General features: G+C 69.4%; 24 protein-coding genes. 13 read left to right on the forward strand and 11 right to left on the reverse strand.

The window, feature by feature from the left end:
* Positions 1-4: 4 nt before the first annotated feature.
* The 10 genes from flgK to ACFOD9_RS14020 all read right to left on the reverse strand — a co-directional run bounded on the left by flgK (position 5) and on the right by ACFOD9_RS14020 (position 7,350).
* Positions 5-1,363 carry a flagellar hook-associated protein FlgK gene (flgK, locus tag ACFOD9_RS13975; protein ID WP_379510745.1) on the reverse strand — a complete coding sequence of 453 codons (1,359 nt, stop codon included), beginning with the start codon at positions 1,361-1,363 and terminating at the stop codon, positions 5-7.
* A gap of 3 nt (positions 1,364-1,366) precedes the next feature.
* The gene (locus ACFOD9_RS13980) at positions 1,367-1,672 is read right to left on the reverse strand and encodes a rod-binding protein (RefSeq protein ID WP_379510746.1); all 306 of its coding nucleotides are present in this window, start codon (positions 1,670-1,672) and stop codon (positions 1,367-1,369) included.
* Positions 1,669-2,760 carry a flagellar basal body P-ring protein FlgI gene (locus tag ACFOD9_RS13985; RefSeq protein WP_379510747.1) on the reverse strand — a complete coding sequence of 364 codons (1,092 nt, stop codon included), beginning with the start codon at positions 2,758-2,760 and terminating at the stop codon, positions 1,669-1,671. Before ACFOD9_RS13985 ends, ACFOD9_RS13980 begins: the two co-directional genes overlap by 4 nt.
* An 11-nt stretch (positions 2,761-2,771) precedes the next feature.
* Positions 2,772-3,572: a flagellar basal body L-ring protein FlgH gene (locus tag ACFOD9_RS13990; protein ID WP_379510748.1), complete on the reverse strand. Its 801-nt coding sequence runs from the start codon at positions 3,570-3,572 to the stop codon at positions 2,772-2,774.
* Between the two features lie 31 nt (positions 3,573-3,603).
* Entirely contained in the window at positions 3,604-4,392 is a 789-nt protein-coding gene (gene flgG, locus ACFOD9_RS13995; RefSeq protein WP_379510749.1) for a flagellar basal-body rod protein FlgG, read from the reverse strand.
* Positions 4,393-4,486: 94 nt separating this feature from the next.
* Positions 4,487-5,230, reverse strand: a complete 744-nt coding sequence (locus ACFOD9_RS14000) for a flagellar basal body rod protein FlgF (RefSeq protein ID WP_379510750.1) — start codon at positions 5,228-5,230, stop codon at positions 4,487-4,489.
* Between the two features lie 167 nt (positions 5,231-5,397).
* Positions 5,398-6,207, reverse strand: coding sequence for a flagellar hook-basal body protein (locus tag ACFOD9_RS14005; protein ID WP_379510751.1), 810 nt, complete (start codon positions 6,205-6,207; stop codon positions 5,398-5,400).
* Positions 6,208-6,224: 17 nt separating this feature from the next.
* Positions 6,225-6,590 carry a flagellar hook assembly protein FlgD gene (locus tag ACFOD9_RS14010; RefSeq protein WP_379510752.1) on the reverse strand — a complete coding sequence of 122 codons (366 nt, stop codon included), beginning with the start codon at positions 6,588-6,590 and terminating at the stop codon, positions 6,225-6,227.
* The gene (gene flgC / locus ACFOD9_RS14015; RefSeq protein WP_379510753.1) at positions 6,587-7,000 is read right to left on the reverse strand and encodes a flagellar basal body rod protein FlgC; all 414 of its coding nucleotides are present in this window, start codon (positions 6,998-7,000) and stop codon (positions 6,587-6,589) included. Before flgC ends, ACFOD9_RS14010 begins: the two co-directional genes overlap by 4 nt.
* 2 nt (positions 7,001-7,002) lie before the next feature.
* Positions 7,003-7,350, reverse strand: coding sequence for a flagellar basal body rod protein FlgB (locus tag ACFOD9_RS14020; RefSeq protein WP_379510754.1), 348 nt, complete (start codon positions 7,348-7,350; stop codon positions 7,003-7,005).
* A 251-nt stretch (positions 7,351-7,601) separates the two neighbouring features.
* On the opposite strand from ACFOD9_RS14020, the gene ACFOD9_RS14025 reads away from it, so the two are divergent.
* The 9 genes from ACFOD9_RS14025 (at position 7,602) to ACFOD9_RS14065 (ending at position 14,712) form a co-directional block, all read left to right on the forward strand.
* Positions 7,602-8,303, forward strand: a complete 702-nt coding sequence (locus ACFOD9_RS14025; RefSeq protein ID WP_379510755.1) for a MotA/TolQ/ExbB proton channel family protein — start codon at positions 7,602-7,604, stop codon at positions 8,301-8,303.
* Positions 8,303-8,734 (forward strand): hypothetical protein, encoded by a 432-nt coding sequence (locus ACFOD9_RS14030; RefSeq protein WP_379510756.1) that lies wholly within the window; start codon positions 8,303-8,305, stop codon positions 8,732-8,734. The genes ACFOD9_RS14025 and ACFOD9_RS14030 overlap by 1 nt, the downstream gene beginning before the upstream one ends.
* A 58-nt stretch (positions 8,735-8,792) precedes the next feature.
* On the forward strand, positions 8,793-9,320 hold the full coding sequence (locus ACFOD9_RS14035) for a flagella basal body P-ring formation protein FlgA (protein ID WP_379510757.1): 528 nt from the start codon (positions 8,793-8,795) through the stop codon (positions 9,318-9,320).
* 110 nt (positions 9,321-9,430) lie between these two features.
* Entirely contained in the window at positions 9,431-9,754 is a 324-nt protein-coding gene (locus ACFOD9_RS14040; protein ID WP_379510758.1) for a flagellar biosynthesis anti-sigma factor FlgM, read from the forward strand.
* Complete coding sequence (locus ACFOD9_RS14045; protein WP_379510759.1) at positions 9,751-10,098, forward strand: flagellar protein FlgN; 348 nt, start codon at positions 9,751-9,753, stop codon at positions 10,096-10,098. The genes ACFOD9_RS14040 and ACFOD9_RS14045 overlap by 4 nt, the downstream gene beginning before the upstream one ends.
* Before the next feature lie 68 nt (positions 10,099-10,166).
* On the forward strand, positions 10,167-11,027 hold the full coding sequence (locus tag ACFOD9_RS14050) for a lytic transglycosylase domain-containing protein (RefSeq protein WP_379510760.1): 861 nt from the start codon (positions 10,167-10,169) through the stop codon (positions 11,025-11,027).
* 3 nt (positions 11,028-11,030) lie between these two features.
* On the forward strand, positions 11,031-13,145 hold the full coding sequence (locus ACFOD9_RS14055) for a flagellar biosynthesis protein FlhA (RefSeq protein WP_379510761.1): 2,115 nt from the start codon (positions 11,031-11,033) through the stop codon (positions 13,143-13,145).
* On the forward strand, positions 13,142-13,906 hold the full coding sequence (locus ACFOD9_RS14060; RefSeq protein ID WP_379510762.1) for a sigma-70 family RNA polymerase sigma factor: 765 nt from the start codon (positions 13,142-13,144) through the stop codon (positions 13,904-13,906). Before ACFOD9_RS14055 ends, ACFOD9_RS14060 begins: the two co-directional genes overlap by 4 nt.
* 107 nt (positions 13,907-14,013) lie before the next feature.
* Complete coding sequence (locus tag ACFOD9_RS14065; RefSeq protein ID WP_379510763.1) at positions 14,014-14,712, forward strand: Crp/Fnr family transcriptional regulator; 699 nt, start codon at positions 14,014-14,016, stop codon at positions 14,710-14,712.
* A 69-nt stretch (positions 14,713-14,781) separates the two neighbouring features.
* On the opposite strand, the gene ACFOD9_RS14070 is transcribed toward ACFOD9_RS14065, so the two are convergent.
* Positions 14,782-15,477, reverse strand: a complete 696-nt coding sequence (locus tag ACFOD9_RS14070) for an OmpW/AlkL family protein (RefSeq protein ID WP_379510764.1) — start codon at positions 15,475-15,477, stop codon at positions 14,782-14,784.
* A gap of 219 nt (positions 15,478-15,696) precedes the next feature.
* Between ACFOD9_RS14070 and ccoN the strand changes: the two genes are divergently transcribed.
* Genes ccoN through ccoP form a run of 4 tightly spaced genes read left to right on the forward strand, consistent with a single transcriptional unit; the run spans position 15,697 to position 19,257 of the window.
* Positions 15,697-17,367: a cytochrome-c oxidase, cbb3-type subunit I gene (gene ccoN, locus ACFOD9_RS14075; RefSeq protein ID WP_379510765.1), complete on the forward strand. Its 1,671-nt coding sequence runs from the start codon at positions 15,697-15,699 to the stop codon at positions 17,365-17,367.
* Between the two features lie 12 nt (positions 17,368-17,379).
* The gene (gene ccoO / locus ACFOD9_RS14080) at positions 17,380-18,165 is read left to right on the forward strand and encodes a cytochrome-c oxidase, cbb3-type subunit II (protein WP_379510766.1); all 786 of its coding nucleotides are present in this window, start codon (positions 17,380-17,382) and stop codon (positions 18,163-18,165) included.
* Entirely contained in the window at positions 18,162-18,323 is a 162-nt protein-coding gene (locus tag ACFOD9_RS14085; protein WP_379510767.1) for a cbb3-type cytochrome c oxidase subunit 3, read from the forward strand. Before ccoO ends, ACFOD9_RS14085 begins: the two co-directional genes overlap by 4 nt.
* Positions 18,316-19,257 carry a cytochrome-c oxidase, cbb3-type subunit III gene (gene ccoP, locus ACFOD9_RS14090; RefSeq protein ID WP_379510768.1) on the forward strand — a complete coding sequence of 314 codons (942 nt, stop codon included), beginning with the start codon at positions 18,316-18,318 and terminating at the stop codon, positions 19,255-19,257. The genes ACFOD9_RS14085 and ccoP overlap by 8 nt, the downstream gene beginning before the upstream one ends.
* Positions 19,258-19,314 lie beyond the last annotated feature (57 nt).

A 19,314-nucleotide genomic window follows, 5' to 3' on the forward strand; every position in this document is an offset into this window, starting at 1 on the left:
GGGCTCAGCGGATGGCGAGGAGGGTGTCGAAGATGTCCTTGGCGGTCTGCATGACCTTGCCCGAGGCCTGGAAGGCCTGCTGGAAGCGAATGAGGTTGACCGCTTCCTGATCGAGATCGACCCCGGCCTGGGCCTGGAGGCTGACCTGGGCGCCGTTGGCGATGGTCAGAAGCGCGTCGCGGGTGACGGTGCGGCCCTGGACGGTGCCGGAAATGTCGAACAGCAGCGCGTCCATCCCGCCAACCGGATCGGCGGTGGCCAGAGCGGTCCGCAGGGCGTTGAGGTTGGCCGGATCGCGGCTTCCGGCCACGCTGGTGGCCGTGGCGATGCCGGCGCCATCGGTGAGCGCCAGGGTGATCGAGGCGGCGGTCACCGGGGTGGTGGCCGAACTGAACATCGGCTGGCCCGGCGCCCCGGCAAGGCCGACCCCGCTGCCCTGCGCGGCATTGACCGTGGTGGCGACCGTATTGGCCAGGCCGTCGAGGCCGGTCCGGACGGCGGCGAGCTTGGCGAGCGCCTGGGCCTTGCCGGCGAGCGATCCGCCGGTGAGCGCGGCGGCGGCCGGCGCCGGGGCAAGGCCGGTGACCGCGAAGGTGATGGTGCCATCGCCGGCCGTGGTCATGCCCAGGGTGCCGGCGCTGCCGCCCTGGACCATCAGCGGCCCGGCGCTGCCGCCGAGGCGGACCTCGACCGTGCTGTCGACGCTGATCTTCGTGGTGACGTCGGTGAAGGCGGACAATTGCTGGAGCAGGCTGTCGCGCTGGTCGAGCAGGGCGGTCTGGTCGCTGGTGGCATCGGCGGCGCGGGCAAGGCGCAGGTTGACCCGGGCCAGTTCGCCCGAGAGCGTGTTGACCTGGCCGGCCGCGTCGCTCGCCTCGAAGCGCAGGCCTTCGCCGACCGAGGACAGCGCGGTGGCGGCGATGTTGAAGGTGCCCACCATGGTGCGCGCGTCCTCGATCACGTTGGCGCGCAGCGAGGCCGAGGTGGGATCGCCGACCAGCTGCTGGAGCGCGCTTTCGAAGCCGACCATGGCATTGAACACATTGGACTGTTCGACCGCGGCCTGGATGTTTTCGAGGCCCGCCACTTCGGCATCGGCGCGGGCGGCATCGGCTCCGGTGCGGCGCACCTCGGCCTGGCGGAACAGGTCGGCGTTGCGGACCACGCTGTCGAGCCGGACGCCCGAGAGCGAGACGTCGCCGATGGTCCCGATCCCGCCCGAGGAGGAGACCTCCTTGAGTCGGGCCGAGCGGCGCACGTAGCCTTCGGACGAGGCATTGGCGATGTTCTGCGCGGTGACATCCAGAGCGACGCGCGCGGCCTGGGCGCCCGAGCGGCCGATCGAGAGGAGGTCGGAGGCCATGGCTTAGCGGCCCTTTGCCAGATTGAGCTGGGCGGCGAGCTGGGTTTCGATCGACTTCGCCAGACCAAAGGCGCCGGTATCGGCGGCAATCTGGGCGAAGCGTTCGTCCTGCATCCCGTTGAAGGTGTCCATCGCCTGGCCGCCGAACAGAGGATTGTCGCCGCCCAGCCTGGCCGCGCGGGCGCTGCTGAGCATCTGGCGCACGAAGATCGCCTCGAACTGTTTCGCGGCCTGCCTGAGCTGGGTGCGGTCGGTCGGAGCCTGGGGGGCAAGCGCGAGGCTGGCGCTGATCGGGGCGGGGCTGCTCACAGGACCTCCATCTCGGCGCGCAGCGCGCCGGCCTGCTTCAAGGCCTGGAGGATTTCCACCAGGTCGGAGGGGCCGACGCCGAGCAGGTTCAGCGCATCGACCACCCGGGCCAGCGAGGCGCCGCCGCGGGTGTAGATCAGGTGGCTGCCCGTTTCCTCGCCCGAAACCGCGCTTTGCGGGGTGACCGTGGTCTGGCCGCCCGATAGCGGGCCGGGCTGGCTGACGTTGAGCTTCTCCTCGACCTTGAGCACCAGCTTGCCGTGGCTGATCGCGGCGGGGGCGAGGCGCACGGCGGAGTTGATCACCACCGTGCCGGTGCGGCTGTTGACGATGACCCGGGCCGGGGTTTCCGCCGGGGTGACCGAGAGCATCTCGACCGCGGCCATCATCGAGGCGCGGGCATCGGCTTCGACGGGGAGCGCGAGGGCAAGGCTGACCCCATCCTCCACTCGCGCCGCGCCCGGATAGTGCGCGTTGATCGCATCGCGCACGCGGGCGATGGTGAGGAAATCGGCCTGGTAGAGGTTCCAGTTCAGCGAGGGCGCGCTGTCGAACCCGGTGGCGACCGCGCGTTCGACGCTGGCCCCTTCCGGCACCCGGCCCACGGTGGGCACGTTCACCGAGAGCTTCGAACCGTCGCGGCCCGAAACGCCAAGGCCGCCCACGGCGAGGTTGCCCTGGGCCATGGCGTAGATCTGGCCATCGGCGCCATAGAGCGGGGTGAGGATCAGCGCCCCGCCGCGCAGGGACTTGGCCTTGCCGATCGCCGACACGGTGATGTCGATGTGCTGGCCGGGCTTGGCGAAGGCCGGCAGTTCCGCGGTGATCAGCACCGCGGCGGCGTTCTTGAGGCCGGGCGAGACGCCGGGCGGAAGCTGGACGCCAAGCCGCCCGGCGGTGCCGCGCATGGCCTGGGTGAGGTATTCGAGGTTGTCGTCGCCGGTGCCATCGAGGCCGACGACCACGCCGTAGCCGGTGAGCTGGTTGGAGCGCACGCCCTGGAAGGCGCCGAGATCGCGGACGCGCTCGGCGGCCAGCGGGCTGGCGACCAGCGCGACGGCGAGAGCGAGAAAGAGGCGCTTGAGCATGGCCAGTCCCCTCAGAATGGACTGAGCATATTGAAGAACCGGCTCAGCCAGCCTTCGCGGCCCGCGCGCTGCACGGCGCCGTTGCCGGCATATTCCATGCGCGCATCGGCCACCTGGCTGGAGCGCACGGTGTTCTGCGGGTCGATATCGGCCAGGCGCACGATCCCGGAAAACTGGATCCATTCCTGACCCTGGCTCAGCAGCAAGCGCTTTTCTCCTTTGACCAGCGCGGTCCCGTTGGGGCGCACTTCGGCGATGGTCACGCCGACCGTGCCGTTGAAGGAACTGGTCTGGCTGGCCGTGCCGTCTCCCTTGAACGACGATTGGCCCGAGGCATTAAGGGCATCGGGCTTGAGGATCGACAGCGGGCCGGCCGTGGGCGGGGTCAGCGAGAAGCCGCCGTTGCGGCTGGTTTTCGAGCCGGCGGCCTTGGAGGTGGAGGTGCTTTCGACCAGCAGGATGGTCAGCGGATCGCCGACCCGCCGGGCCAGCGTGCCCTGAACGAGGCCGGCATAGCCCTGGCTTGCATCGAAGATCGCGCCAGTGGCCGGGCGCACTGCAGCCGGCAGGGGGGCGACCGGCAGGCTGGCCGCGAAGCCCGGGCGCGGGCGGGCGGCCTGGCCGGGCGCGCTGAGCGCCAGGGCGGCAAGGCTGAGCGCGGCGGCCGGCGCGGTGAAGGTCAGCCCGGCAAGGCGGGCCGGGGTCCGGCGACGGCGCAAGGCACGCGGCAGGGTGATGCCGAGCGAGGCCGGGGCCGGGCCGGCGCCGGCCGCCAGCGGCAGGGTGAGGTGGGCGGAGCGGTGGTTGGTCATGGCATAGGGTTCCGGTTCAGGATCGGGCGGATCACAGGGTCTGGTTCGCGTTCTTGAGCATCTCGTCGACCGCCGAGATCATCTTGGAATTGATCTCGTAGGCGCGCTGGCATTCGATCATGTCGACCAGCTCCTCGACCACGTTGACGTTGGAGCTTTCGAGGAAGCCCTGGCGGATGTTGCCGCGCCCTGCCTGGCCGGCGGGGCCGATCTGGGCCTGGCCCGAGGCGGCGGTCTCGCCGAGGAAATTGTCGCCCATGGCCTTGAGGCCGGCGGGATTGGTGAAGCTGGCCACGGTGATCTGGCCAAGCTGGGCGGGTTCGGCCTGGCCCGGCAGGGTGGCCGAGACCGTGCCATCGGCCGCGATGGTGATCGCGGTGGCGCCCTCGGGCACGGTGATCGCCGGCTGGAGCGGATAGCCCTGGGCGGTGACGAGCTGGCCCTCGGCGGAGCGGGAGAAGTTGCCCGCCCGGGTATAGGCCAGCTGGCCGCCGGGCATCTGCACCTGAAAATAGCCATCGCCATCGAGCGCGAGATCGAGCGCGTTGCCGGTGGTCTGGAGGGTGCCTTGCGTATCGATCCGGCTGGTCGACTGCATCCCCACCCCGGTGCCGAGATTGAGGCCCGTGGCATAGGCGGTTTCGCTCGACGACTGCTGCCCGGCGATCCGCGCGTCCTGGTAGGCCAGCGTGGCGAAATTGGCGCGATCGCGCTTGAAGCCGGTGGTGCCGACATTGGCGAGATTGTTGGCGATCACCCGCATCCGCTGGTCCTGGGCCTCGAGGCCGGTGCGGGCGACGTGAAGGGCGGAACTGGGCATTTCTGGTTTCTCCTGCTGGAGGTCGCGCCGGTTGGCCGGCCCCCTCCGTCAGCGGCTGCGCCGCTGCCACCTCCCCCACGGGGGGAGGGTCTGGTTAGGTGAGCCGCATCAGGGCGGTGCCGCCTTCGTCGAGATCCTTGGCGGTGCTGATCAGTTTGGTGCGGATGTCGAACAGGCGCTGGGCCTCGACCATCTGCACAAGGACGTCGCTGGGCCGCACGTTGGACTGTTCGAGCGCGCCGGGGATCACCTTGGCTTCCAGGTCCGCCGGCAGGGCGCCGCCGCCATAGACGCGCAGCAGGCCATCAAGCCCCTTCTCGATGCGGGTGCCGGCGGGGCTGGTGAGCTTGATCCGATCGACCCGGGCGGGCGGCGCATCGGGCGTGGCCGGATCGCGCACCAGCACCGCGCCGTCCTCGCCGATGGCGACCTGGCCACCGGGCGGGATGGAGATGGGGCCGCTGTCGCCGATCACCGGGGCGCCGTCGCCGTTGACCAGCACGCCGGCGGGGGAAACCGAAAGGTCGCCCCGGCGGGTGTAGCTTTCGCTGCCATCGGCGGCCTGGACCGCGAGCAGCGCCTTTCCGGTCATCGCCACGTCGAGCGGCTTGCCGGTCTGGGTCAGCGTGCCCTCGTGCATATCGGCCCCGCGCACCTCGCCATCGGACAGGGCGCGCACTTCCAGGGATTCGCCGTCCTTCACGGTCATCGGCGTGAACTGGAGGGTGTCGGCGCGAAAGCCGATGGTCTGGGCGTTGGCCATGTTGCTGGCGATGACCCGCTGGCGGACCATCGAGGCGTTGAGGCCGGAGAAGGCGGTGAAGATCAGGCGGTCCATTGGGCGGGGTTCCGTGGGGGCTGTGGTGCAAGCGCTGCGCCAGCACCCTTCGACAGGCTCAGGGTGAGCGGGAATTGGGAACCGGTCCCGGGTCCGCTCGTGCTGAGCCTGTCGAAGCACGCTGGCACCGCGCTTCATCAGGTTCGCAGGTTGATGCCAGCGCACGTTTACGTGCGGAGGTTGATTATCGTCTGCGAGATCTGGGTGGCGGTATCGATCGCCTTGGCATTGGCCTGGAAATCGCGCTGGGCGGTGATCAGGCCGACCAGTTCCTCGGCGATGTCGACGTTGGAGCGTTCGAGCGTGCCCGACAGCAGTTCGCCGTACTGGCCGTTGCCCGGCTGGCCATAGGTGGGCGTGCCGGAAATGCCGGTCGATACCCAGTTCGCCGAGCCGACCTGCTTCAGGCCGTTGGGGGCGACGAAGCTGGCGAGCGCCGCCTTGCCGATCACCGTGTTCGAGCCGTCGGCATAGGAGGCGGTGACATCGCCATTGGCGGCCACCGAGACCCCGGCGAAATCGGCGCCCGCGGCATTGGTGGGCGGGATCTGCGCCGACGACGGGGTGGTGGCATAGCCGCCGCCGGTCTGCGCGGCGAAGACCTGGAGGCGGTTGTCCGAGCTGTCATGGATGAAGCCGGCGCCGTCCATGGTGAAGGCGCCGTTGCGGGTGAAATAGGTCTGCCCGGTGGCGGCATTGGTGGTGGCGAAGAAGCCATCGCCGTTGATGGCGAGATCAAGCGCCGAGCCGGTCTGCTCGATCGGCCCGAGCGCGAAGTTCTGCTGGATCGCCTCGACTGTGGCGCCCACCCCCTGGATCAGCTTGGGGTTGGTATAGGCCGTGCCTGCGACGATATCGGAAAACTCGACCCGGCTTTTCTTGAAGCCGTTGGTCTCGCCGTTGGCGATGTTGTGCGAGATCACGTTGAGGCTGGTCTGGGCGTTCTTGAGCCCGTTCAAGGAGGTGTAGAAGGACATCGGGTTTCTCCTGTGGATCAGGCCGCGGCGGCGGTGGTGCTGGCGGAAGTGGTGCTGGCCTGGGCGGCGGCCGGGGGCGCGGCCTGGGTTTGCGCCAAGGCCTGCTGGGCGGCGACGACCGCATCGAGCTTGCGGGAAATCTCGGCCAGGCGCGTGTTGAGGTCGGCCACGCCCTTGTTGGTGTCGGAGGCCTGCGACAGCGACGAGAACTGCGCCATCTGCGCCAGCATCTGGGTGTTGTCGGTCGGGTTGAACGGGTCCTGCTGCTGGAGCTGGGTGGTCATCAGCTTGAGGAAATCGGCCGAGCCAAGCTGGCCCAGGCTGGACTTGCCGGGGGAGGCGGCCGTGGAACTGGCGGCGGAAGTGGAGGCTATGGCGGTCATTTCATCCTCATCGTTTCGAGCATGAGCTGCTTGGCGGTGGAGAGCGCCTCGACCAGGTTCTGGTATTGGCGCGAGCTATCGAGCATCTCGATCATCTCGGCGTTCTCATCGACCGGCGCGGTCCAGACATCGCCATTGGCATCGGCCATGGGATGATCGGGATCGTGCTGGCGGATGGCTTTCGCCTGGCTTTGCTGGACGGCGCGAACATCGACCGTGGCAAGGCCCGAGGCGGCGTCGAGCGCGGTGGCGAAGACGGCGCGCAGCGGCTTGTAGGCGCCGCTTTCGCTGCCCGCGACCGTGCCGGCATTGGCCAGGTTGGAGGCCGCCGCGTTCATCCGCACCAGCTGGGCCGAAAGGCCGCGCTGGGCGAGGCTGAACAGGGTGAGGGGGCTGCCGGGCGCGCTCATGGTCAATCGCCCTTGAGCGCGCGGGTGATGGTTTCGACCCGGCCCTTGATGAACTGGAGCGTGGCCGAATAGCCCACCGCGTTTTCGGCGAAGGCGGTCTGCTCGGTCATCATCTCGACCGTGTTGCCATCCATGCTTGGCATGGTCGGCACGCGGTAGCGCAGGGCGCCGGCGGCGGCGGCAGCGTCCGAAGCGCCGCCCGCGCTGGCCTTGAGCGCGGCGGCGAAATCGAGATCGCGCGCCTTGTAGCCGGGGGTGGCGGCATTGGCGATGTTGGAGGCGAGGATCCCCATGCGCTGCGAGCGCAGCGACAGGGCCGTGCCATGAATGCCGAACAGGGTCTCGTTCATCTCTTCCTCGTCCTTGCCAGAGGGGGCGGATTGCGGTGCAGGGTTGTTTGCAAAGGCCGTGCCAATTGGGCCGGGCCGGAGTTTCCGGTCGTTTCCGGCCGGGCCGACGGCAAGTCCGGCCTGGCCGGCGGCAAGCATTTGCCGGGGGCGGCAGGAAAGCGCCGGGCGGGCCTGAATTCTGCCGGGCGCTGCCGTTCTATGGCTTGACCCGCCCGGTTCCGGCGCGGGCAAGCAAGGACGCGGCGCCCCCCATGCATTTTCCCCTGATCGATCCCACCGCCGCGCTGATCGTGATCGGGGGCATGCTGCTGGCGACCCTGCTGCGCTGCGGGCCGGGCGAGATCGGCGTGGCCCTGCGCGGCTTCAGGGCGGCGCTGGGCCGGGGCTATCGCGCCGACGACGGCAGGGCCGAGCTGGCCGCCTCGGTGCGCGCGATCCGCGAGGACGGGCTGCTGCGCGCGCGCCCGGCCGATCATGTCGATCCGGCCTTCGCCGAGGCAACCGAGGCGCTGGTTCACGACCGTTCGCTCGACGCCCTGCTGGCCGCGCTGGAGCGGCACCGTGCCCGCCGCCTGGCCGAGGCCGGGACCGCGGTGCGGGTCTTCGTCCAGGCGGCGGAGCTGGCGCCGGTGTTCGGCATGGCCGGGACCCTGGTGGCGCTGAGCCGGCTTTCGGCCAGCGACCTTGCGGCGCCCACCCTCAATTCCGGCGAGGCGATTACCGGGGCGATCGCGCTGGCGGTGGTTACCACGCTCTATGGCATCCTGCTGGCCAACCTGATCCTCGCGCCCGTCGCTCGCCTGGTGGAGCGGGCGGCGGCGCGCGAGGAGACCGCGCGGCAGGAGGTGGTCGACTGGCTGGCCGCGCAGGTGGCCGAAGCCCTGCCGCGCCGCCATCCGGTCCACGCCCGGCACCATGCGCTGGAGCAGGCCTTCGGCGCGGAGGCCGCGTGATGGGCACCGCGCTGGCCGCGCGGGCCGATACCGGCTGGCAATATGCCCTGGCCGACCTGTCGCTGATCCTGTTCATGGTCTGCGCCCTGGCGCTGGCCCAGGCGCCCAAAGGCAAGGCCCATCCCGCCCCGCCGCCGCCGCCGCCCGCGCGGGCCGAGGCCGTGGCGCTGGGCGAGGCGGCGGCGGTGTGGCGCGCCGGGCCGGGGATGCCGAGCCTGGCCGAATGGATCGCCGGCCAGGCCGCCGATCCGCGCCAGCGGCTGACGATCGTTGCCCGCTACAGCCAGGGCCGCGCGGCCGAGGCCTTCGCGCGGGCCGATGCGGCCCTGCAAGGGGTTCGCAAGCGGCCTGCATCGGCGCGCATCGTGGTCGAACCGGGCGCGCAGGACGATCTGGGCGCCATGCTGACCTGGGATGTCGGCCAGACCTGAGGGAGGATGTGGCACGGCTCTTGCTGAACCCGGGGAACGTCCCTTTGAGGTTCCTGTCATGAAGCCTGTTGCCGCCGCCCTGCTTGTTCCCGTCGCCGTGCTGCTGATGGCGCCGGCCCCCGCGCGTGCGGCCAGCCCGGGCGCGGCCTTTGCCGATCCTGCCCGGATCGATGGGGAGGTGGCGCGGTTCACCGGGATGCCGCCGGGCACGACCGGGGGCGCGGCCCAGCCGGCCGACCGGCGGCTGCGGCTGGCGGCCTGCGCCAATCCGCTGAGCCTGGGCTGGTATGCCGGGCGCCGCGACACGGTGCTGGTGCAGTGCCCGGATGCCGGGGGTTGGCGCCTGTTCGTGCCGGTGCTGCAACCGGCCGCCGGGGCCGCTGCCGAAGGGCCGGCGGTGCTGCGCGGCGAGGCGGTGACGATCGCCGTGGCCGGTCCCGGCTTTTCGGTGACCCAGCCCGGCGAGGCGCTGGAGGCCGGCGCGGTCGGCGCGTGGATCCGGGTGAGGACCGCAGCCAATGTCCAGCCGATGCGCGCGCGGATCGTGCGCCCGGGGCTGGTCTCGGTGGCCGTGGGCGAGGAATGATGTCCTTTCCCGGCAATGTCTTGCCGGCAAGTACGGCAAAATCCTGCCCGACCCCTTAAAGCCTGTCGCAAGGTGCCGTTCTACCGCTCGCAGAACCACGGAGCGGCACCATGCCCATCGACAAGAGCCAGTCCCTGTCCGCAACCGGTATCGCCGGCCTGCGCGCGACCGGGCTGATCGACGCGCGGACCTTGCGGTCCGCCAGCGGCGTCAAGGACAGCCCGGCGAGCAGTTCGCCAGCGGGACTCGCTGGCGCGACCCCGGCCGTCACCTTCCAGCCGAGCGAGGCGCTTGATCCGGGCCAGCCCCCGGTCGACGTCGAGCGCGTGGCGGTGATCCGCAAGGCCATCGAATCCGGCGCCTACCCCGTCATCCCGACCAAGATTGCCGACGCGATGATCGCCGCCGGCCTGCTGCTGAGGGCTACCGCATGAGCCAGAACCCGTCCCAAGGCGCGAGCTTGCGCGAAACCCTGCGGCAGATGGTTGCCGTCCTGCAGGACGAGCGGCAGGCGCTTGCCGCGCTGGACCTTGATGCGATCATGGGCGCGGCGGTCGGCAAGTCGGGCCTGTGCGACGTGCTGGCCGGTGCCGAGGAGGCTGCGGTTGACGAGGAATGCCGCGGGCTGCTTGATGCGGCGCGGCGCCTGAACGAGGTCAACCGCCAGGTTCGCAACCTGATCGCGGCCAATGTGGCGCAGCGGCTGGATGCGATCGTGGGCTCGCCCGCGCTCTATCGCGCGGCGCCGGCCTATGCCTATGCCGGGGCGCGGGGCTGACGCCCGGCCCATTCTGGCACGGCTCTTGCTGAACGGTTCCCGAAGCATTTTGCATTCGGGGACTTCGCTTGAGCGGAACTGCCATTACCGGGGCCGATCGGACCCAGGGCCAGACCCAGACCCGGACGACGCGGGCCGCCATCGCTCAGGCCGCGCAGGCGACCGGGGTTGATTTCGACTACCTGCTCGCCCAGGCGCGGCTGGAAAGCGGCCTCAACCCGCAGGCCCGCGCCGGCTCTTCAAGCGCGCGCGGGCTTTACCAGTTCCTCGGCGGCACCTGGCTGGATACCCTGCGAAAGCACGGGGCCGAGCATGGGCTGGGCTGGGCGGCGCAGGCCGCCGCCGATCCGGCGCGCCGGGCCGAGATCATGGCCCTGCGCGATGATCCCCAGGCCTCGGCGCTGATGGCGGCCGAGCTGGCCGGCGACAACCGGGCGGCGCTTTCCGGCGCGCTTGGGCGTGAACCGGACGGGGCCGAGCTCTATCTTGCCCATTTCCTCGGCGTCCAGGGCGCGACCCGGATGCTTGCGGCCGAGGCCGACGATCCTTCGCAGAGCGCCGCGGCGCTGCTGCCGGCGGCGGCCGGCGCCAACCGGGCGATCTTCCATGGGCCGGGCGGGGCACCGCGCTCGGTGGGCGAGGTGCTTGGCCTGGTGCGGGGGCGGTTTGCCGCCGCGATGAGCCGCAGCGATGGCCTGCCCGCCGACTTCCCCTTGGCTTCCGCCGCTTCGAGCGGCGCCGTGCCCGCCGGCGGGCCGGTGGCGCGCGAGTTCCATGCCCTGGCGGGAAGTGCCGTGACGCCAGCACCCGCGCGCCCGTCGATGGCCGAGACCCTGCGCCAGGCCTTTGCGCTGGGCGGCGGGCAGGACGGCGCCGTGCCGGCCCATGTCCGCTCGGCCTATGGCCGGCTGGCGGCGCTGGGGCTCTAGGCGATGCTGAAGCTTTCCAACCTCTCCGCCGTGGCCCTGCCCGCCGGGATCATGACCCTGATCGGGCTGATGATCGTGCCGGTGCCCACGGTGCTGCTCGACGTGTTCTTCGTGCTCAACATCGCGCTTTCGGTGGCGGTGCTGATGGCGGCGATGAACGCGGCCAAGCCGCTGGATTTCTCCTCGTTCCCCAGCGTGCTGCTGTTCGCCACACTGCTGCGGCTTTCGCTCAACGTTGCGTCCACCCGCGTGGTGCTGGTCAATGGCCACCTGGGCGGGGCGGCGGCGGGGCACGTGATCGAATCCTTTGGCGCCTTCCTGATCGGCGGCAATTTCGCGGTCGGCCTGTTCGTGTTCATGATCCTCATGATCATCAACATGGTGGTGGTGACCAAGGGCGCGGGCCGCGTTTCGGAAGTTTCGGCGCGCTTCACCCTTGATGCCCTGCCGGGCAAGCAGATGGCGATCGACGCCGACCTTGCCGCCGGCCTGCTCACCGCCGACGAGGCCAAGGCCCGCCGCCGCGAGGTGGCCACCGAGGCCGATTTCTACGGTTCGATGGACGGTGCCTCCAAGTTCGTGAAAGGCGACGCGATTGCCGCCCTGCTGATCCTGGCGGTCAATATCCTCGCCGGCTTCGCGCTGGGCATGATCAGCCACGGGCTGAGCGCGGGCGAGGCCGCGGAAAAATACGTGACCCTGGCCGTGGGCGATGCGCTGGTGGCGCAGGTGCCGGCCCTGCTGCTGTCGATCGCCGCGGCCGTGATCGTGACCCGCGTTTCCGACAGCCGCGACCTGGCCGGGCAGATCGGCGGCCAGTTCGCCAATCCCGCGACCTGGCTGCCGGTGGCGGTGATCCTGGGCGGGATCGGCCTGATCCCGGCCATGCCGCAAACCGTGTTCCTGCCCGCCGCCGGCCTGGCCTTCTGGCTCTACCGCAAGCTCAGGCAGCGCGCCGACCGGCCCGAGCCGGTGGTGGACATGGCGCCGCCGGCCGACCCGCAGCGGATCGTGCTGGATGATGTTTCCGACCACACGCTGGTCACCATCGAGCTGGGCTATGGCCTGGTGCACCTGGTTGACGATCGGCGCGGCTCGCCGCTGGTCTCGCGGATCACCGGGGTCAGGAAGCAGCTTTCGCAGATGTTCGGCTTCATCGTGCCGCAGTTCCGTGTGCGCGATTGCCTGGATATGCCGCCGCACGATTATCGCGTGCTGCTGGGCGGGGTGCCGCTGGGCCAGGCGACGGTGCGCGCCGAGAAGATCCTCGCCATCGATGCCGGCGAGGCGCGCGACAACCACACCCTGGCGGGCGAGGCGACGCGCGATCCCAGCTTCGGCTGCCCGGCGCTGTGGATCGACCCGGCCCAGCGCGACCATGCCATCGCCGAGGGATTCCTGACGGTGGATGCCTCCACGGTCATCGCCACCCATCTCAACCAGGTCCTGGCCGAACGCTCGCAGGCGCTGCTGGGGCCGGACGAGGTGCGCGCGATCCTCGATGCGGTGAAGGACCATTCGGCCGGGCTGGTCGAGACGGTCTATCCCGCGCCGCTGACCCTGGCCGCGGTGACCCGCCTGCTGCGGACCCTGCTGGAAGAGGGCGTGCCGCTGGGCCACCCGGTGCCGATCCTCCAGAGCCTGTCGCAGGGCGTGCAGGTGACCCTGGAGCACGACCGGCTGGTCGACCTGCTGCGCGCCGACCTGGGCGCGATGATCGTGGGCCGGATCTGCGCGCCGCACGAGCGGCTGCCGGTGCTGACGCTGGATGCGCGGCTCGAAGGGGCCATCGTCTCGGGTCTGCAGGATCCGGTGACCGGCCAGCCGGTGATTGAGCCGGATCTCGCCCGCACCATCGGCGCCCACATCGCCGAGCTGATCGCCGCGCGCGGGCCAAGCGCCTGTCCGCCGGCGCTGATCGTCCAGCCGCGCGCGCGCCGGCCGCTGGCCGCACTGCTGCGCCTGCGCGCGCCGCAGTGCCTGGTCCTGTCGATTTCCGAACTGCCGCCCAGCCAGCCGATCGAGGTGCTTGCCGTGATCGGCGAGGACCCGGCGCACACCCCCACTCCCGCGCTGCCCCAACCCGGCGGCGCCCTTGCCCAAGAGCTTGCCGCATGAAACACGATCACAAGTCGTTTGGCGCCACTTCCGCCCAGCGGGCCTATGGCGCGGGGCCGGCCGCGGCCTATCGCGGCGATGTCGCCGACCGGGTCCGGCGGTTCCTGCCGATGGTCCGGCGCCTGGCCTGGCACGTCCACGGTTCGGGCCGGCCGGGGATCGAGCTGGAGGACCTGGTCCAGGCCGGCCTCGTCGCGCTCACCGAATGCGCCCAGAAGCACAGCGGCCCGGGCGAGGACGGCTTTGCCGCCTATGCCAAGATGCGGGTGCGCGGGGCCATGGTGGACCTGATCCGCCGCTCGGTGCCGCTCTCGCGCGGGGCGAGCGAGCGGCGCCGGCAATTGCGGGCCAGGGAAGACGTGCTGCGCGGCCAGCTGGGGCGCGATCCGACCCCGGCCGAACTGGCCGCCGCGCTGAATATCGGCGCCGCCGAGCTGGCGGATCTCAGGGCTTCAAGCGAGCCGCTGCGTTTCGAATCGATCGACGAGGCCTATTCCGACAGCGACATGGCCTTCGCCGATGGCCAGGCCGACATTCTCGACCAGCTTGGCGATGCCGAACTGCGCGGCCAGGTAGCCGAGGCGATCGCCGCCCTGCCCGAGCGCCTCCAGCTGGTGGTGCAGCTCTATTTCGTGGAGGAGCTCAACCTCTCGGAGATCGCCGGGGTGCTCGAAGTCTCGATCCCGCGCGTCCACCAGTTGAAGGCCCAGGCGCTCGACCACCTGCGAAAGGCGCTGAGCGGGGTGGCCGACCTGATCTGACGATTTGATCTGGCGCAGGGCGCTGCCCGGCCAGATGTGCCAGCGAATTCGCGCGTTTGCGCGGGCCGTCATTGCCCCGGAACCGATCCGGTGGTAATCGGACCCCCATGTCTTCCTGCGATACCTGCGTTGTCCGCAACCGCGCCATCTGCTCCGCGCTTGATTCGCAGGAGATCGGCGCGCTCAATACCATCGGCCGGACGCGCACCCTGGCACCCGGCGAATCGCTGATCTGGGAGGGCGACGATTCCGTGCTTGTCGCCAATGTGATCGACGGCGTGCTCAAGCTTTCCACTGGCACCGAAGACGGCCGCGAGCAGATCGTGGGCATGGTCTTCCCGTCGGATTTCATCGGCCGGCCCTTCGGCAAGACCACCGGCCACGGCGTGACCGCGCTGACCGAGGCCAGGGTCTGCGTATTCAATCGCCGCGATTTTGACAGTTTCGCGCGCGAACATCCCGCGCTCGAACACAAGCTGCTCCAGCGCACCCTGGGCGAGCTGGACCGGACCCGGCGCTGGATGCTGCTGCTGGGGCGCAAGTCGGCCAGCGAGAAGGTGGCCAGCTTCCTGCTGGAAATGGGCGAACGGATCGGCGGAACCTCGTGCGAGGACAGCGACGGGCCGGCCGAGATCCTGCTCGAACTGCCGGTTTCGCGCCAGCAGATCGCCGACGTGCTGGGCCTGACCATCGAGACGGTGAGCCGCCAGTTCACCCGGCTCAAGGCCGAAGGGGTGATCGACCTGCCCTCGCGCCGGGCGGTGCTGATCCGCGACCGGTTCGCGCTTGCCGCCGAAGCGGGCTGAACTGCAACGCCAATGACGAGAGAAAGGGCGCTCCGAACCGAAGTTCGCAGCGCCCCGTTTCCCTTGCCATCAGAAGCGGTAGGCGACGCCCGCGCTCAGCACCCACGGGTCGAGCTTGTGGCGGGTCGACAGCTGTTCGACGCCGGCCGCATTGTACCAGCGGGCATTGGTCGACACCCAGTACTTCTTGGCATCGAGGCTGAGCGCGTAACCGCTGCTGCCGAGCGGAACGTCCACGCCCGCCTGGACCACGACGCCGGCTTCGCTCGAAAGCTTGGTCGTGGACGAGAAGGTCGCCGCGGTGGCGCCCGGTTCGCTGTCAAGCACCAGGAACAGGGTCGGACCCACGCCGAGGTAGGGTTTGATCGGGCCGAGCGGCGCGTGATACTTCACGGTGACCGTGGCCGGAATGATCGAGATGTTGTTCACCAGGTTGGTCGTGGCGAGCGAGCCGGCGCCGTTCACGTGGTGCTTGGTGACGCAGCAGATCGTTTCCACCGACACGTTCGGCGTGAAGAAATATTCGATCGCCACGGTCGGCACGACATTGTCGCTGGCGTAGGTGTGCGGATTGGCGGCCAGCGCGGCATTGGCCGGCAGCGCGAGAACGCCGGGATTGTTGATCCGGCTGATATCGCCATCAGGCAGGACGCCGGTGGCGAGCAGCTTGACCTGAATCTTGCCCTCGGCGCTGCCGGCATGGGCGGCGGCGGGAACGGCGAGCGCGGCGAAGGCGGCCGCGGCAGTGAGCATGGTCTTCTTCATATCCCTCATCCTGTGCGCCGCGACCTGCCCCTCGCAGGCCGTTCATGCGGCGTCGCACACAAGGGTGCGCCCAAAACGGCGCCGCACATTGATCGAGAGCAAATTACGACTTTGGTCGCATTCACACCTTTGCAGGGGCCTGTTTTGATCCCGGTCAATGCTGCACTGCGGGAGCGGATGCACCGCATCGGGGATCACTTGACGTGAGAGGGAAGGTTCATGGTTACCTTGACCGGGCGCGCCGGCATCTGGCTGGCTGCGCTGCTTGTTGCTATTCTGGCGGTCGCCGCCGCTGCTGATACCGGCTTTGCCATACACATGGGCATTGTCGCGGCGGCGTGCCTCGTCGGCCTGTATTTCACGCTGACCAGGGCCGATTACTCGGCGCTGGCCCGCGGGCTGGGGCCGGTCCACGACCAGTCCCGCTACGATGACGATCCGATCCGGTGGGGGGTCATCGCCACCGTGTTCTGGGGCATGGCGGGCTTTGCCGCGGGGCTGTTCATCGCCCTGCAACTGGCGTTCCCCGTGCTCAACCTCGGGTTCGAATATACCACCTTCGGGCGCCTGCGGCCGCTGCATACCAGCGCGGTCATCTTTGCCTTTGGCGGCAATGCGCTGATCGCGACCTCGTACTACGTGGTCCAGCGCACCTGCCGGGCGCGGCTGGCCTTCCCCGGCCTCGCCCGATTCGTGTTCTGGGGCTACCAGCTGTTCATCGTGCTGGCGGCCACCGGCTATCTCCTGGGGATCACCCAGGGCAAGGAATATGCCGAGCCGGAATGGTACGTCGACCTGTGGCTGACCATCGTCTGGGTGGCCTATCTCGCGGTCTTCGTCGGCACGCTGGTCAAGCGCACCGAGCCGCACATCTACGTGGCCAACTGGTTCTACCTCTCGTTCATCCTGACCGTGGCGATGCTCCACATCGTCAACAACGTGAACCTGCCGGTCTCGATCGTCGGCGCGCGCAGCTATCCGCTGTGGGCGGGCGTCCAGGGGGCGCTGGTGCAGTGGTGGTATGGCCACAACGCGGTGGGCTTCTTCCTGACCGCCGGCTTCCTGGCCATGATGTACTACTTCGTGCCCAAGCAGGCCGAGCGCCCGATCTACTCCTACCGGCTGTCGATCATCCACTTCTGGGCGCTGATCTTCCTCTACATCTGGGCCGGTCCGCACCACCTCCACTACACGGCGCTGCCCGACTGGGCGCAGACCCTGGGCATGGTCTTCTCGGTCATGCTGTGGATGCCGAGCTGGGGCGGGATGATCAACGGCCTGATGACGCTCAACGGCGCCTGGGACAAGGTTCGTACCGATCCGATCATCCGGATGTTCGTGATCAGCCTGGCGTTCTACGGGATGAGCACCTTCGAAGGCCCGATGATGAGCGTGAAGAGCGTCAACTCGCTCTCGCACTACACTGATTGGACCATCGGCCACGTCCACTCCGGCGCGCTGGGCTGGAACGGGATGATCACCTTCGCCTGCATCTACTACCTGACGCCGCGCCTGTGGGCCAGGAGCCGGATGTATTCGCTGCGGATGATCAACTGGCACTTCTGGCTCGCGACCGTGGGGATCGTGTTCTACGCGGCCTCGATGTGGGTGGCCGGGATCATGCAGGGCCTGATGTGGCGCGAATACGGCGCCGACGGTTACCTGGTGAATTCCTTCGCCGAGACGGTCCACGCCATGTTCCCGATGTACGTGCTGCGCGCCTTTGGCGGCCTGCTCTACCTCTCGGGCGCGGTGATCATGACGATCAACGTGTGGAAGACCATCGCCGGCTCGCCGCTGCGCGAGGAAGCGCCGCTGCGCGACGCCGCCTACGACGCGGAGAAGGACCGGCCGCTGGCCCGGCCCGCCTTTGCCGCCGCTGCTGAATAAGGGGTTCGGAAAATGACTTCTGCAACCAACGAAAAGCCCCGCAAGGAGCCCTTTGCCGGCCACAAGAAGCTGGAGCGCAACGTGACCCTGCTGGGCGTTCTCGCCTTCGCGGCGGTGACCGTGGGCGGGATCGTCGAGATCGCGCCGCTGTTCTGGATCGACAACACGATCGAGAAGGTGGAGGGGGTGCGCCCCTACACCCCGCTGGAACAGGCCGGGCGCGACATCTACGTTCGCGAGGGCTGCTACCTGTGCCACAGCCAGATGATCCGCCCGTTCCGCGACGAGACCGAACGCTATGGCCACTACAGTCTCGCCGCGGAATCGATGTACGACCATCCCTTCCAGTGGGGCTCCAAGCGCACCGGACCGGACCTGGCCCGCGTGGGCGGGCGCTATTCGGATGAATGGCACGTCCAGCACCTGACCGACCCGCGCGCCGTCGTGCCGGAATCGGTCATGCCGATGTATGCCTTCCTCAAGGACCGCGATCTTTCCGAGAGCGACGTGGAAGGTTCGATGGGCAAGGAGCTGACCGCGCTCTACCGCGTGGGCGTCCCTTACTCGAAGGACCAGATCGCCCACGCCGACGAGGACATGAAGGCCCAGGCCGGCATGGGTGATGCCACCGAGCTGGCCAAGCGCTGGCCCAAGGCCCAGGCGCGCGACTTTGACGGCGATCCTGCCCGCCTGACCGAGATGGACGCGCTGGTCGCCTATCTCCAGGTGCTGGGCACGATGGTCGACGTCAATGCCGCCGCCGCCCAGGAGGATCTCGCCAGGGAGACCGGCCGGTGAACCAGTACGACACCCTGCGCCATCTGGCGGACAGCTGGGGTCTCGTCGCCATGGGCGTCGTGTTCCTTGCCCTGTGCCTGTGGCCCTTCCGCCCCGGCGGGCGCGAACACAGCGACGCCGCCGCGACGATGATCTTTGGGGATGAAGACAATGGCTGACAGAAGAGTCGACGAAGCCACCGGGGTCGAGACGGTCGGCCACGAGTGGGACGGCATCGAGGAACTCGACAATCCGATGCCCCGCTGGTGGGTGCTGACCTTCTACGCGACGATCCTGTTCGCGATCGCCTATGTGGTGGTTTATCCGGCAATCCCGGGCCGCCACAAGGCCAGCGACGGGCTGTGGAACTGGTCGAGCCGGGGCGCGCTCGCGGCCGAAACCGCCGCCGCCGAGAAGGCGCGCGGGCCGGTGATCGCCGCGTTGGCCGCCACCCCGATCGAGCAGCTTCCGGCCAATCCCGACCTGATGGAAAAGGCCGTGGCCGGCGGCAAGGCCGCCTTCCGGGTCAACTGCGTCCAGTGCCACGGCTCCGAGGCGCAGGGCAATCGCGGCTACCCGAACCTGGCCGATGACGACTGGCTGTGGGGCGGCGATCTCAAGACGATCGAGACCACGATCGCCCATGGCATCCGTTTCGCCGGCGATGGCCAGACCCGCCAGAGCCTGATGCCCAGCTTCGGGCGCGATGGCATCCTGCCGCCGGACCAGGTGAGCGACGTGGCCGACTATGTCCGTTCGCTGTCGGGAGAGCAGGCCGCCAATGCCGCCACGCGGCGCGGGGCGGCAATTTTCGCGGCCAATTGCGCGGTGTGCCACGGGGCCGACGGCAAGGGCGGGCGCCAGGTCGGCGCGCCGAATCTGGCCGACCAGATCTGGCTCTATGGCGGTGCCAAGGCCGATGTGGCGGCCAGCGTGACCAATGCCCATGCCGGCGTGATGCCTGCCTGGGGGCAGCGCCTCGATCCGGTAACGGTCAAGATGCTGGCTGCCTATGTCCACTCGCTGGGCGGCGGCGAGAAGTTTGCCCCGGCTCCGGCTGCACCAGTGGCGGCGGCTCCGGCCGCGGCCCCGGCGGGCGCCGCCGCGAAGTAACGGGGCTTCATGTCCCGAACAGGGCGGTCCGGACCGGGGGGGCCGGACCGCCCACCA

It is taken from the genome of Novosphingobium bradum (assembly GCF_042646485.1).
Lineage (GTDB): Bacteria > Pseudomonadota > Alphaproteobacteria > Sphingomonadales > Sphingomonadaceae > Novosphingobium > Novosphingobium bradum.

Excerpts from the sequence above, each read along its gene's own strand:
- ACFOD9_RS14020 (WP_379510754.1), bottom strand. The coding sequence starts at position 7,350 with ATGAACGAGACCCTGTTCGGCATTCATGGCACGGCCCTGTCGCTGCGC.
- ACFOD9_RS14070 (WP_379510764.1), bottom strand. The coding sequence starts at position 15,477 with ATGAAGAAGACCATGCTCACTGCCGCGGCCGCCTTCGCCGCGCTCGCC.
- ACFOD9_RS14035 (WP_379510757.1), top strand. The coding sequence starts at position 8,793 with ATGAAGCCTGTTGCCGCCGCCCTGCTTGTTCCCGTCGCCGTGCTGCTG.
- ACFOD9_RS13990 (WP_379510748.1), bottom strand. The coding sequence starts at position 3,572 with ATGACCAACCACCGCTCCGCCCACCTCACCCTGCCGCTGGCGGCCGGC.
- ACFOD9_RS14065 (WP_379510763.1), top strand. The coding sequence starts at position 14,014 with ATGTCTTCCTGCGATACCTGCGTTGTCCGCAACCGCGCCATCTGCTCC.
- flgK (WP_379510745.1), bottom strand. The coding sequence starts at position 1,363 with ATGGCCTCCGACCTCCTCTCGATCGGCCGCTCGGGCGCCCAGGCCGCG.
- ACFOD9_RS14045 (WP_379510759.1), top strand. The coding sequence starts at position 9,751 with ATGAGCCAGAACCCGTCCCAAGGCGCGAGCTTGCGCGAAACCCTGCGG.
- ACFOD9_RS14005 (WP_379510751.1), bottom strand. The coding sequence starts at position 6,207 with ATGTCCTTCTACACCTCCTTGAACGGGCTCAAGAACGCCCAGACCAGC.
- ccoO (WP_379510766.1), top strand. The coding sequence starts at position 17,380 with ATGACTTCTGCAACCAACGAAAAGCCCCGCAAGGAGCCCTTTGCCGGC.
- ACFOD9_RS14040 (WP_379510758.1), top strand. The coding sequence starts at position 9,431 with ATGCCCATCGACAAGAGCCAGTCCCTGTCCGCAACCGGTATCGCCGGC.
- ACFOD9_RS14060 (WP_379510762.1), top strand. The coding sequence starts at position 13,142 with ATGAAACACGATCACAAGTCGTTTGGCGCCACTTCCGCCCAGCGGGCC.
- flgG (WP_379510749.1), bottom strand. The coding sequence starts at position 4,392 with ATGCCCAGTTCCGCCCTTCACGTCGCCCGCACCGGCCTCGAGGCCCAG.
- ACFOD9_RS14025 (WP_379510755.1), top strand. The coding sequence starts at position 7,602 with ATGCATTTTCCCCTGATCGATCCCACCGCCGCGCTGATCGTGATCGGG.
- ACFOD9_RS14010 (WP_379510752.1), bottom strand. The coding sequence starts at position 6,590 with ATGACCGCCATAGCCTCCACTTCCGCCGCCAGTTCCACGGCCGCCTCC.
- ACFOD9_RS14000 (WP_379510750.1), bottom strand. The coding sequence starts at position 5,230 with ATGGACCGCCTGATCTTCACCGCCTTCTCCGGCCTCAACGCCTCGATG.
- ccoP (WP_379510768.1), top strand. The coding sequence starts at position 18,316 with ATGGCTGACAGAAGAGTCGACGAAGCCACCGGGGTCGAGACGGTCGGC.
- flgC (WP_379510753.1), bottom strand. The coding sequence starts at position 7,000 with ATGAGCGCGCCCGGCAGCCCCCTCACCCTGTTCAGCCTCGCCCAGCGC.
- ccoN (WP_379510765.1), top strand. The coding sequence starts at position 15,697 with ATGGTTACCTTGACCGGGCGCGCCGGCATCTGGCTGGCTGCGCTGCTT.
- ACFOD9_RS14055 (WP_379510761.1), top strand. The coding sequence starts at position 11,031 with ATGCTGAAGCTTTCCAACCTCTCCGCCGTGGCCCTGCCCGCCGGGATC.
- ACFOD9_RS14030 (WP_379510756.1), top strand. The coding sequence starts at position 8,303 with ATGGGCACCGCGCTGGCCGCGCGGGCCGATACCGGCTGGCAATATGCC.
- ACFOD9_RS13985 (WP_379510747.1), bottom strand. The coding sequence starts at position 2,760 with ATGCTCAAGCGCCTCTTTCTCGCTCTCGCCGTCGCGCTGGTCGCCAGC.